This is a genomic window from Bacillus sp. L_1B0_5 (genome assembly GCF_000836715.1).
Taxonomy (GTDB): domain Bacteria; phylum Bacillota; class Bacilli; order Bacillales; family Bacillaceae_G; genus Bacillus_A; species Bacillus_A thuringiensis_S.
The window spans coordinates 103,727-115,993 of the sequence record NZ_JXIS01000041.1 but is presented as its reverse complement, the minus strand read 5'-3'; the positions used below and the strand labels follow the sequence as shown (position 1 = coordinate 115,993).

Below are 12,267 nucleotides of genomic sequence, written 5' to 3'. Positions count from 1 at the left end.
CACTTTATGCTGCGACTTTTTTATGCGTATGATGTTTACGATAACGTCCACGCATTGCGTATGCAATTTGCGGGATTGCAATCCCAATTAATATAAGTGATACACCGAACCATTGTGAAGATAGTACAGCCTCTTTTAAAACGAATACTGACATAATTGTTGTAACTGGTAGTTCCGCTGCACCAAGAATAGTCGCTAAGCCAGAACCGATTTTTGGAATCCCGATTGTAAAGGCAATAGATGGAATGACGATACTAAATGTTCCTAATCCTAAACCGTATTTCCAAAGACCTTGAGAAATGGCACCATTAAAAATAAATGTTGGTGGGAATACAATCATGACTAAAGTTAAAGCACCAGTCATTAAGAGAACACCGCGCGGTAATGAAGGTACTTCAACAGCAACTTTTCCGCTCACGAAAATGTATGTTGCGAATGTAACAGCAGATAATAAACCTAAAATGATTCCAGTCGTATCGAAAGCACCTGCTGATTGTTCTAGTAAACCACTTGATAAAAATGTCCCTACAAGTAAGAAAATAACAGAAATAACTTTTTCTCTTGAAGGTAATGTTTTTGTTACGACTGCTTCAATGATAATTCCGACCCAAACGAATTGGAATAAAAGAATAATTGCAATAGAAGCTGGTACAGTTTTTAATGAGGCATAATAAAAAATTCCGGTAAAACTTGCAGATGTTCCTGCAACGAATAAAAGTAATGCTTGCTTTAAAGGAACGCGATGTCTAGAAAATAGAAGTGTAATAGCAAGCAAAATAATCCAACCAAACAAATATTGGCTGCCAATTACCTCTCCAAGTGAAAATCCTTCTGCATATGCAAGCTTAACAAAAATAGCTAAAATTCCATAACTACACGCTCCTAATAAAACTAAAAGAGAATAACGAAGCATGAAAAATTCCTCCCATCTATATGAAGTTGTTCCGTATCGAAAATATATAACTAGAGGGAAGTATACAAAATTAGAAATAAAGGGTCAAATGAAAGAAAAGTATGACATTTTATAGAATAATAATAAAAGTATGATATTTATGCATAATCTTGAAATTATTAATAGTAGAAGTATTATAAAATCAACTTTGCATTGTATAGAGACAGCATTTGAAAAAAATATTTTTTAAACCAATATGTATATAGACGTACTAGTAGCGTGCTAATTATTTGAGAAACTATGTTACCTTTGTTATGTTAATAACAATTAAAGGAGTTTCATAATGCATTTGAGTTTTTTCTATATAATAGAAGGAAATGAAAACGTTTTATTAGAAACTGTGAGGAAATATGTTTTTTCTTATTGCCACGTTGTAAAAGTGATTTCACGAATTGTTCATAGTATTTTTATGTGTTTTTGTTACAATATTTAGGGAGAGGAGTGGAATGATGCAAGATATTAGTATTTTTTTAGCGTTTGGCGCCGGGTTCTTATCATTTATTTCCCCATGTTGCTTACCGCTTTATCCGGCATTTTTATCGTACATAACAGGTATGTCGGTTTCTGAATTGAAAGAAGAAAATGCAATGCTTCGCAAAAGAAGTATGATACATACAGCGTTTTTCTTACTTGGATTTTCAATTATATTTATTGCAATTGGATTTGGTACAAGTTTTATTGGAGGAATCTTTACTGACTATAAAGATTTAATCAGACAGTTAGGTGGTATCTTTATCATCGTGTTCGGTTTAATTATTGTCGGGGTGTTTAAGCCGAAATTTTTAATGCAAGACCGTAAATTTACATTTAAAAATCGTCCAAGTGGCTATTTTGGATCAGTACTAATTGGATTAGCCTTTGCAGCAGGGTGGACGCCATGTACCGGACCAATTCTAGTGTCCGTAATTGGATTAGCAGCAACAAACCCAGAATCAGCAATGATTTACATGATTGCTTACATACTAGGGTTTGCTATCCCGTTTTTCGTACTGTCATTCTTTATTACGAAAATGTCTTGGATTAAAAGAAATAGTATGGCCTTCATGAAAATCGGAGGATATATTATGATTGTTATGGGTGTCTTCCTATACTTTAACTGGATGACGAAAATTATCGTATATTTCTCAAGTTTATTTGGTGGTTTTACCGGTTTTTAGTATTATTCTGCGAAAATGTTGGAAATACTAACGGAAAAGCATATAATGAAAGTATATTTTGCATATAGCCACAAAAAAGGATGAGAAAATATGAACATAGTTGTTTTATCCAGTATCGTTGCTGTTTGTATGGCTGTCGGTGCGATGTTTATTCGTTTAAAAGCAGCTAAGAAACCTGCAACATTGAAAAAAATTATACTTCCACCATTTTTTATGAGTACGGGCGCATTGATGTATGTTTTTCCTGAATTTCGATTAACTCCAGCAGAAATGTTAGAAGCGATTGGTGTCGGTTTGATTTTCTCTATTTTTCTTATTAAAACATCTAAATTTGAAATTAGAGGACAAGAGATTTATTTGAAGCGTTCAAAAGCCTTTGTTTTTATATTAATTGGACTACTTGTAGTGCGGATTGTATTTAAAACATACTTAAGCCAATCTCTTGATTTAGGACAACTTAGTGGCATGTTCTTCTTACTAGCGTTTGCGATGATTGTGTCATGGAGAATTGCAATGTATCGTTCCTTTACGAAATTACAGAAGGAAATGGAAAAAGAAGATGGTTTTTATAATGAAAAAGATATGAAGCTAACTTAAAAACTGTATATGTACCAAATAAAAAGACAGCGTCAAAGGCGCTGTCTTTTTATCGAAAATAATATGGAGTTACTTTGCGAGTAAAGATTGATAGTTAGAATAATCAATCTTTTTTTCTTGTAGTTTTTTTATTAAAAATTTATGATCACGCTTTGGTGTGGCAATGATATATCCTTTAATAATTAAGTCTTGTGTAATTTGAGAGGCATTTTCTTGTAATGCAAGTTCCCCGATTTTTCCAGCGATCTTTGATTTTGCAACATCGCGAAATAGTTCTGGAACAGGACTTACAAGCTCTTCTAACAATTGTTTTTGTTCGTCAGCCCATAAATGTCTCGTTTTATTTATGTAGTGTTCTTCCCAATCTAGAATGGACATGCCGTCTTCTTTTGGTAAACGTTTTAAAAATTTTCTGAACATAAAGTATCCACCGATAGACATAAGCCCTAATAAAATAACCGTCCATAATACAATGAACCAACTGAACCATCCTTCGAGCAAGCATATCCCCCCCTTAATGATAGCGGTTTTCTTTTATTCATATTATATACAGTGAGATTCATAGAAAGCAAGAACGCTTGGTCATTTTGACCAAGCGTTATAGTTTAAACGAAGTATAGTTGTTCAACACATAAATTATTATTATCGTCTTCAACATACTCAATAATAAGTGTGCCAACTTTACGATCTTTATCTTCAGTTGTGAAAATAGAGTAAGAAGTAAAACGTGTTTTTGATAGGCCGCTTATATGTGTAGGTAAAGAAATGTAGTCGTTATCGCGGAAGAATTCCATCAGTTCAATATCCTCAAATTCTTTTCGGTCAACTTGTTTGTTTGTATAGCGGCGTTGAAGTTGTTTTAAAGATTCATTCCAAGAAATTGCTTTTGTGTCGTATACCATTGTTCTATCTCCTTACTGTATGTAATTATTAAGAACATACGTTCTAATATAGTATACTCTTTTTATTAGAAAAGGGAAAGCAAAAAATAATGTAAGCTTGGATTTCCAAGCTTACATTATTGATGCGTCCGTCATAATCTCTATTTTTCATTATAAGTTAGATAAGAATAAGAAACAAGATGATATATATAATGTTGAGAGTTTTCAAAATTCTGTATATTATAGGTGTACTAAAGTGTAAGGGAATGATAGGCGTGGCATACGTAATTTCACTGCAAGGGCCGATGGCTAGCGGAAAAACAACATTAGCAAAAAGATTAGAAAAGAGAGGGTTTCGAGTTATAAATGAAAATCCATATCCAATTGTAGAGAAGCGAAAAAAATTGAATTTAGATATGAATTCAAAAGTAGGGTTTATTATGAATCAAAAAATGTTTATGGAAGCAAAAATTAAGGAGTTTCAAAATGTGAAAGATTCAGTCGTAATTTTTGATCGCGGACCAGAAGATATTGAGTTTTTTACACTCTTTTATCCAACGATTATAGGGGAAGAGTGGGATATAGAAGCTGAATTGAAAGATGAATTATATGAATTAAGAGAATGCCGTTCGGATGCGATTTTTTACTTAGATGTTACGAAGAAGAATGTATATGATAGAAAAAATAATGATAGAACAAGAAACAGAAGTACGTTTGAGGAGCAATTTAAATTAGTAGAAACTGAAAAAGACTGGTATAAACAATTTCCTGTAAATTATGTGGACACGAATAGATTAACAGTGAACGATTTAGAGGTATATTTTATGGACTGGTTAAAGGAGAGAGGGCTATGAAAAAAATACTTTTATTTGTATACCCAACATTTGCAGAGTTTGAAATAACAGTAGCAACGGCATTGCTGAAAACGAAGTATGAAATCATAACAGCGGGCTTAACAAAAGAAGTGATTATAAGTGAAACTGGGTTGCAAGTGCAGCCACATATAGAAGTAAGTAAAGTACGTGTAGATGAGTATGAGGGGATACTTATTCCAGGTGGAGAAGAAGTACAGTTGGAAGATGCAAAATCTCTTTTTTCAATCATTCGTCAATTTCATAAACAAGAAAAATTAGTGGCGGCAATTTGCGCTGGACCGTATGCGCTAGCAAAAGCGGGCTTATTTAAGGGGATTTCTTATACTGCGACTATAGATTATCAAAAGTTCGATTGTTTTCCAATAGAAAATTTCGTGTATAAAGAAGTTGTGCAACACTCAAATATCATTACAGCACAAGGGCATGCATTTGTACCATTCGGAATAGCAATTGCCTCTTATTTTGGAGTGGCAGACGAACATAATACCAATTTTTATGGTGGTAAAGGCAATGTAGTAATGGAGAAACTTTTACGAGAAAACGTGTAAAAGCTAGCAAATGCTAGCTTTTTTCTTTTTGACATCGATAAATTGCTAACGTTTTCGGATCGCGCCATATACTGTTATGAAGTGATAATTCATTTTCTACTTCTTCTTTTAGCCATTCCTTCATTTCCGCGTGAAGATATGTATTATCAGGTATATTTAGCGATGGAAACATGCTAGAAATATAGTTTACTATTGGAGTAGCATGATGAAAAACGAGCGCATTATGAATAACTGTTTCTTCAACAGTTGGAAAAACGGATTGTAATATCTCTTTACCGTTTTCTAAACAAAATGGAGTGACTGATGATGTTGTTTTCGGTAAATCAAATGCGTCTAACATGCGGTTACACATTTCAACTGTACGAGGTAGTGTAACGCTAGAATTTGTTGTAGCTAAAAGTGAGCCGCCGGGACGAATTACTTTATGGAATCCTTGAATTGTTTTTTCAACATCTTTCATGTGATATAACATATGTCTTGCAATTATTAGGTCATAATAATTTGTTTTGAAAGGGAGTTTACTAGCATCCCCTCGTTTCCATTCTATTAAGTTATTTGTCTTAGCAGCCTCAGCAAGCATAGCTTCGGATTGATCCAATCCGGTTAATGGGCCTTTATGACCATTTGTTTGTAAAAGGGAAAGGAATTTTCCACTAGCACATCCAACCTCTAATATGTTTTCTTCCCCTTGAAGTTGTAAATGTTTAATGACAATCGTATCTAAATCTACGTGTTTTTCTTCGTAATGTACATGTGTGTCTATGCGTGTTTGTAAATGGTTGCTAACGTTATATTGACGTTTTACATCGTTCATTTTTTCACATTCCACCTTCGTGCAAAATTGCTGAATCGCATGTGTTAATACGTCGGTTTTCTTTAAACCTTCGTAATGGAGTGCAGCTTCAAACCTTGCAAGTAATTTTTCTTCAATTCGAAAATGAATATCTTTTCGCTTCGTCATTGAAATCTCGCCCTTTTGCATCTGTTAGTGAGACTATAGCATGCTTGGAAAAATTGTGTAAATAATTTGTGTACACAAATGGAGGGGATGAAAAAATTGTTTGAATGTGAGTTTAAACTATTGACGATTTAACCGTCTTCATATATTCTTAAATTAAGTAATATTCAAATAATTCAAAAGAAATGAGAGAGTCACATGCTTCTTCAAGGAACACATCGAATTGGTCGTATGGCCATGCTGTTGGCACTTGCGGATGAAAATGAAAGTCCTGTATTATCCATTCCGAAAGGTTGGAAGTATTGTACGGGGAAAGTGGGTTCGATGAATTCGCAAAAGGTTGTCGCAGCAATGGAAACAGCGGCTAAGAGCAACCAAGTTATTGAAACAGATGTTTACAGAGAAACACATGCACTTTATCATGCAATTATGGAAGCTTTGTACGGAGTGACGAGAGGTCAAATTCAGTTAGCAGACGTTCTTCGTACAGTAGGACTTCGGTTTGCGATTGTGCGCGGTACACCATACGACGGAAAAAAAGAAGGCGAATGGGTTGCTGTTGCATTATATGGAACGATTGGTGCACCTGTAAAAGGATCTGAGCATGAGGCGATTGGTTTAGGAATTAATCACATATGATTTGCCCATAGTCTATTAGTTAGAAGGGGGCCTTACTTTTTTTAGGACAGAAGTCTGTCTTAAAAAGATAAGGTCCCCTTTTGCCTTTTTAAGGAGGAAAAATGATGATTACGTTAACAGGACATACATTGACAGTTGAAGAAATGAAGAGGTTATTACTTGAAGGAGAAGGTGTAACAGCTTGTCCAACTAGTATGCAAAAGGTAGCGGAGTGCCGCGAAGTAGTTGAGAAAATTGTAGAGGACGGAAAAGTCGTTTACGGTATTACAACTGGATTTGGAAAGTTTAGTGATGTGCTAATTCAAAAAGATGATGTAAAGGCACTTCAACATAATTTAATTCAGTCACATGCATGTGGGATAGGTGATCCATTCCCGGAAGAAGTATCGCGCGGAATGTTAATTTTACGAGCAAACACGATGCTTAAAGGAGTATCAGGCGTAAGACCGCTTGTTGTAAATATGCTTCTTGAGTTTGTAAATCGTAAAATTCACCCAGTTGTCCCGCAACAAGGTTCGCTTGGTGCGAGTGGAGATTTAGCACCTTTATCTCATCTTGCGCTCGTATTATTAGGCGAAGGTGAAGTGTTCTATAAGGGGAAACGCGTTCATGCAATGGTTGCTCTTACAGAAGAAGGTCTTGAGCCGATTGAACTTGAAGCGAAAGAAGGTCTTGCATTAATTAATGGTACGCAGGCGATGACAGCGCAAGGAGTTCTTTCTTATATAGAAGCAGAAGCAACGGCGTATCAAGCTGAATTAATTGCTTCGATGACAATTGAAGGGTTACAAGGCATTATTGATGCATTTGATGAAAATGTTCATAAAGCACGTGGTTATAAAGAGCAAGTGGATGTAGCAAGCAGAATTCGTGACATTCTTCATGATAGTAAGTTAACAACAAAACAAGGAGAACTACGTGTACAGGATGCCTATTCACTTCGCTGTATCCCGCAAGTACACGGTGCTTCTTGGCAAGTTTTAAATTATGTGAAAGAAAAGCTAGAAATTGAAATGAATGCAGCGACAGATAACCCACTTATTTTTGATGGCGGAGAAAAAGTAATTTCAGGTGGTAACTTCCACGGTCAACCAATTGCATTTGCGATGGACTTCTTAAAAGTAGGGATGGCAGAACTTGCAAATATTTCAGAGCGTCGTATTGAGCGTTTAGTAAATCCGCAATTAAATGATTTACCTCCATTTTTAAGTCCAGAACCAGGACTTCAGTCTGGTGCAATGATTATGCAGTATGCAGCAGCGTCACTTGTTTCTGAAAATAAAACGTTAGCACATCCAGCGAGTGTAGATTCAATCCCGTCGTCAGCTAACCAGGAAGATCATGTAAGTATGGGAACAATTGCTTCACGCCATGCACATCAAATTATTCAAAATGCAAGACGTGTTCTTTCAATTGAGATGATTTGTGCGATGCAAGCGGCAGAATATCGCGGAATTGAAAATATGAGTACAGTGACGAAGAGTTTCTACCATCAAGGGCGTCAGCAAGTACCTTCTATTACAAATGACCGCATATTCTCAACGGATATTGAAAATATTGCACATTGGTTAAAAACGAATTATTCGATAAAAGAAAGATTAGATGTAAACGCAGCACTATAAAATGAGAAAAGGGAGAGATTGAAATGGAAAAAGTACAACAAACAATTCGCGCGCCAAGAGGTACAGAGTTACAAACAAAAGGTTGGGTGCAAGAAGCAGCACTTCGAATGTTAATGAACAATTTAGATCCTGAGGTAGCTGAAAAACCAGAAGAATTAGTTGTATATGGCGGAATTGGCCGTGCAGCTCGTAATTGGGAAAGCTACAATGCAATCGTAGATTCATTAAAAACGTTAGAAAGCGATGAAACGTTACTTGTTCAATCAGGAAAACCAGTAGCAATTTTTAAATCGCATGAAGACGCGCCGCGCGTTCTATTAGCGAACTCAAACTTAGTACCAAAATGGGCGAATTGGGATCACTTCCGAGAACTAGAGAAAAAAGGACTTATGATGTACGGACAAATGACAGCTGGTAGCTGGATTTACATTGGAACACAAGGGATTCTACAAGGAACATATGAAACATTTGGTGAGGCAGCTCGTCAACATTTCGATGGTTCATTAAAAGGTACATTAACACTTACTGCTGGTTTAGGTGGTATGGGTGGTGCACAACCTCTTGCTGTAACGATGAATGGCGGTGTTGTCATTGCGATTGATGTAGATAAGCGCAGCATCGATCGTCGTATTGAAAAGAGATATTGTGATAAGTATACAGAATCATTAGAAGAAGCATTGGCTATTGCAAACGAGTATAAAGAGAAGAAAGAGCCTATTTCAATTGGATTATTAGGTAATGCAGCAGAAATTTTACCTGAGTTAGTAAATCGTAATATTATCCCTGACTTAGTTACGGACCAAACATCTGCTCATGATCCATTAAACGGTTATATTCCAGTAGGTTATACGTTAGAAGAGGCAGCGAAACTTCGTGAAGAAGACCCAGAACGTTACGTACAATTATCAAAAGAAAGCATGACAAAGCACGTAGAAGCAATGCTTGCGATGCAAGAAAAAGGCGCAATTACATTTGATTATGGAAATAACATTCGACAAGTTGCTTTTGATGAAGGTTTGAAAAATGCTTTCGATTTCCCGGGATTTGTTCCAGCATTTATTCGTCCATTATTCTGTGAAGGAAAAGGACCATTCCGCTGGGTAGCTCTTTCTGGTGATCCAGAAGATATTTATAAAACAGATGAAGTAATTTTACGAGAATTCGCTGACAATGAGCATTTATGTAACTGGATTCGTATGGCGCGTCAACAAGTGGAGTTCCAAGGACTTCCATCACGTATTTGTTGGTTAGGTTACGGTGAGCGTGCGAAGTTTGGCCGCATCATTAATGAAATGGTGGCAAATGGTGAATTATCAGCACCAATCGTTATTGGTCGTGACCATTTAGATTGCGGTTCAGTAGCATCTCCAAACCGTGAAACAGAAGCGATGAAAGACGGTAGTGATGCAGTAGCAGACTGGCCAATTTTAAATGCATTAATTAATAGTGTAAACGGTGCGAGTTGGGTATCTGTTCACCACGGTGGCGGCGTTGGTATGGGTTATTCACTTCACGCTGGAATGGTTATTGTTGCAGATGGAACAGAAGCAGCAGCAAAACGTATTGAGCGCGTATTAACTTCTGACCCTGGTATGGGTGTTGTTCGTCACGTTGATGCAGGGTATGACTTAGCAGTGGAAACTGCGAAAGAAAAAGGCGTTAACATTCCAATGATGAAATAAGGGGGAGAAAACATGCTGGACACTTTACTAATAAATATCGGTCAATTACTAACAATGGATCAAGAAGATGGCTTGTTAAGACGGGAAGCGATGAACACGCTTCCTGTTATCGAAAACGGTGTGGTTGGAATTGAAAATGATGTAATCACTTTCGTTGGAACAGCGGAAGAAGCGAAAGGACTTCAGGCGAAAGAAGTTATTGATTGCGGCGGAAAAATGGTTTCTCCTGGTCTTGTCGACCCGCATACTCATCTTGTATTTGGTGGATCTCGCGAAAATGAAATCGCACTAAAATTACAAGGAGTTCCGTACTTAGAAATTTTAGAACAAGGTGGAGGTATTCTTTCAACTGTAAATGCAACGAAACAGGCGTTGAAGGAAGAGCTTGTTCAAAAAGCGAAATTCCATTTAGACCGTATGCTATCTTTCGGAGTTACTACTGTAGAAGCGAAGAGCGGTTACGGATTAGATGATGAGACGGAATGGAAACAATTAGAGGCAACTGCACAATTACAAAAAGAGCATCCGATTGATTTAGTTTCCACATTTTTAGGTGCTCATGCAGTTCCGAAAGAATATAAAGGTAGATCGAAAGAATTTTTACAATGGATGTTAGACCTACTACCAGAAATGAAAGAGAAGCAATTAGCGGAGTTCGTTGATATTTTCTGTGAAACAGGTGTGTTCTCTGTCGAAGAGTCAAAAGAGTTTTTATTAAAAGCGAAAGAGCTTGGCTTTGATGTGAAAATTCATGCAGATGAAATCGACCCTCTTGGTGGTGCGGAAGCAGCGGCAGAAATTGGTGCAGCATCAGCGGACCATTTAGTTGGCGCTTCTGATAAAGGGATTGAAATGCTTGCAAATTCGAATACAGTAGCAACGTTATTACCAGGAACAACTTTCTATTTAAATAAAGAAAGCTTTGCTCGTGGTCGTAAAATGATTGATGAAGGTGTTGCAGTTGCGTTAGCTACAGACTTTAACCCAGGTAGCTGTCCAACTGAAAATATTCAGCTTATTATGAGCATTGCGATGCTAAAACTGAAAATGACACCAGAAGAAGTGTGGAATGCCGTAACGGTTAACTCATCATATGCCATTAACCGTGGTGATGTAGCTGGGAAAATTAGAGTTGGTCGTAAGGCAGATTTAGTTTTATGGGATGCTTACAATTATGCTTACGTACCGTACCATTACGGTGTAAGCCATGTAAATACAGTATGGAAGAATGGTAATATTGCATATACAAGAGGTGAACAATCGTGGAGCACGGCCACTATTTAAAGAAAAATGCAAAGTTTATTGATCGTGAAGTGACAAAATGGAGTGAGATGATTAAAGATTGGGAGGAAGGCGTAGAAATATTCGGTGCTGCCTTAATTGGAGCACCCCTTTCTAAACCATCTATTAGTCATTCAGGAGCAAGTTTTGCTCCAAAAACAATTCGTGCGATGTTAGATGCATACAGCACATATGCAATTACAGAAGAACACGATATGAAAGAAAGTGTCTTATATGATTGCGGCGATATTACGATGCATGTGACGGATATAAAAGAAAGTCATAACCGAATTGCGAAAACAGTTGGTCATGTAACGAAAGTAAATCCGAACATCATACCAATCGTTCTTGGTGGTGACCACTCGATTAGTTTTCCGAGTATAACAGGCTTTGCAAACAGTAAAGGAAAGGTCGGAATTATTCAATTTGATGCTCATCATGATTTACGTAATTTAGATGATGGAGGCCCGTCAAATGGTACACCATTCCGTAGTTTACTAGAAAATGATGTCATTACAGGAAAACAACTTGTTCAAATTGGAATTCGTAATTTTTCTAATGCACGTGCGTACCATGAATATGCAATAGAGCATGGCGTAACAGTGTATACAATGAAAGACGTACGAGAGCGAGAAATAAAAGATATTATCACGGAAAGTATTGAAGTATTAAGAAAACAAGGTGTGACTTCTATTTATATTTCTCTTGATATGGATGTACTAGACCAAGCGTTTGCACCAGGTTGTCCAGCAATTGGGCCTGGTGGAATGGATAGTACGACTTTACTAGATGCGATTGAATTCCTTGGTAAAGAACCGCTCGTTCAAGGGATGGATATAGTAGAGATTGATCCAACTCTTGATTTCAGGGATATGACGAGTAGAGTAGCAGCGCAAGTGATTATGAGTTTTCTTTTAGCGAGGGAAATAGTTAGTAAGCAGGTTAGTATATAGACGGAAAAGTAGATCTTTATCTATGCCTTATCAAAAACACATTACTACTCAAATGTAGTGATGTGTTTTTATGTTAAAAGAGAATGGATGTTTGTGGAACCGTTAATAAAATTGCGGGTTTT

At 36.7% G+C, this 12,267-nt stretch carries 14 protein-coding genes; 10 read left to right on the top strand and 4 right to left on the bottom strand.

From position 1 onward, the window contains the following. Positions 1-4 precede the first annotated feature (4 nt). Positions 5-913, bottom strand: a complete 909-nt coding sequence (locus RT27_RS13830) for a DMT family transporter (protein WP_043936446.1) — start codon at positions 911-913, stop codon at positions 5-7. 322 nt (positions 914-1,235) lie between these two features. On the opposite strand from RT27_RS13830, the gene RT27_RS36220 reads away from it, so the two are divergent. The 3 genes from RT27_RS36220 (at position 1,236) to RT27_RS13820 (ending at position 2,706) form a co-directional block, all read left to right on the top strand. Next, the gene (locus RT27_RS36220) at positions 1,236-1,385 is read left to right on the top strand and encodes a hypothetical protein (RefSeq protein WP_002152557.1); all 150 of its coding nucleotides are present in this window, start codon (positions 1,236-1,238) and stop codon (positions 1,383-1,385) included. Between the two features lie 16 nt (positions 1,386-1,401). Beyond that, positions 1,402-2,109: a cytochrome c-type biogenesis protein CcdA gene (ccdA, locus tag RT27_RS13825; protein WP_001152674.1), complete on the top strand. Its 708-nt coding sequence runs from the start codon at positions 1,402-1,404 to the stop codon at positions 2,107-2,109. Positions 2,110-2,199: 90 nt separating this feature from the next. Then, the gene (locus tag RT27_RS13820; RefSeq protein ID WP_001028640.1) at positions 2,200-2,706 is read left to right on the top strand and encodes a cytochrome c biogenesis protein CcdC; all 507 of its coding nucleotides are present in this window, start codon (positions 2,200-2,202) and stop codon (positions 2,704-2,706) included. A gap of 69 nt (positions 2,707-2,775) precedes the next feature. Here RT27_RS13820 and RT27_RS13815 read toward each other — a convergent pair whose 3' ends face one another. After that, positions 2,776-3,207, bottom strand: a complete 432-nt coding sequence (locus RT27_RS13815) for a DUF2621 domain-containing protein (RefSeq protein ID WP_000889371.1) — start codon at positions 3,205-3,207, stop codon at positions 2,776-2,778. A gap of 104 nt (positions 3,208-3,311) precedes the next feature. Further along, positions 3,312-3,608, bottom strand: a complete 297-nt coding sequence (locus tag RT27_RS13810) for a hypothetical protein (RefSeq protein ID WP_000262400.1) — start codon at positions 3,606-3,608, stop codon at positions 3,312-3,314. A 245-nt stretch (positions 3,609-3,853) separates the two neighbouring features. Between RT27_RS13810 and RT27_RS13805 the strand changes: the two genes are divergently transcribed. Further along, positions 3,854-4,441 carry an AAA family ATPase gene (locus RT27_RS13805; protein ID WP_043936445.1) on the top strand — a complete coding sequence of 196 codons (588 nt, stop codon included), beginning with the start codon at positions 3,854-3,856 and terminating at the stop codon, positions 4,439-4,441. Continuing rightward, the gene (locus tag RT27_RS13800; RefSeq protein ID WP_043936444.1) at positions 4,438-5,010 is read left to right on the top strand and encodes a DJ-1/PfpI family protein; all 573 of its coding nucleotides are present in this window, start codon (positions 4,438-4,440) and stop codon (positions 5,008-5,010) included. Before RT27_RS13805 ends, RT27_RS13800 begins: the two co-directional genes overlap by 4 nt. A 13-nt stretch (positions 5,011-5,023) precedes the next feature. On the opposite strand, the gene RT27_RS13795 is transcribed toward RT27_RS13800, so the two are convergent. Then, positions 5,024-5,971, bottom strand: a complete 948-nt coding sequence (locus RT27_RS13795; RefSeq protein WP_043936443.1) for a class I SAM-dependent methyltransferase — start codon at positions 5,969-5,971, stop codon at positions 5,024-5,026. A 195-nt stretch (positions 5,972-6,166) separates the two neighbouring features. On the opposite strand from RT27_RS13795, the gene hutP reads away from it, so the two are divergent. The 5 genes from hutP to hutG all read left to right on the top strand — a co-directional run bounded on the left by hutP (position 6,167) and on the right by hutG (position 12,145). Then, on the top strand, positions 6,167-6,607 hold the full coding sequence (hutP, locus tag RT27_RS13790) for a hut operon transcriptional regulator HutP (protein WP_000926516.1): 441 nt from the start codon (positions 6,167-6,169) through the stop codon (positions 6,605-6,607). A gap of 104 nt (positions 6,608-6,711) precedes the next feature. Next, entirely contained in the window at positions 6,712-8,229 is a 1,518-nt protein-coding gene (gene hutH, locus RT27_RS13785; RefSeq protein ID WP_000631871.1) for a histidine ammonia-lyase, read from the top strand. Between the two features lie 23 nt (positions 8,230-8,252). Next, positions 8,253-9,911, top strand: a complete 1,659-nt coding sequence (hutU, locus tag RT27_RS13780) for a urocanate hydratase (protein ID WP_000416938.1) — start codon at positions 8,253-8,255, stop codon at positions 9,909-9,911. 12 nt (positions 9,912-9,923) lie between these two features. Then, complete coding sequence (gene hutI, locus RT27_RS13775; protein WP_043936442.1) at positions 9,924-11,195, top strand: imidazolonepropionase; 1,272 nt, start codon at positions 9,924-9,926, stop codon at positions 11,193-11,195. Beyond that, positions 11,174-12,145 carry a formimidoylglutamase gene (gene hutG / locus RT27_RS13770; protein ID WP_043936441.1) on the top strand — a complete coding sequence of 324 codons (972 nt, stop codon included), beginning with the start codon at positions 11,174-11,176 and terminating at the stop codon, positions 12,143-12,145. Before hutI ends, hutG begins: the two co-directional genes overlap by 22 nt. The last annotated feature ends 122 nt before the right edge of the window (positions 12,146-12,267 follow it).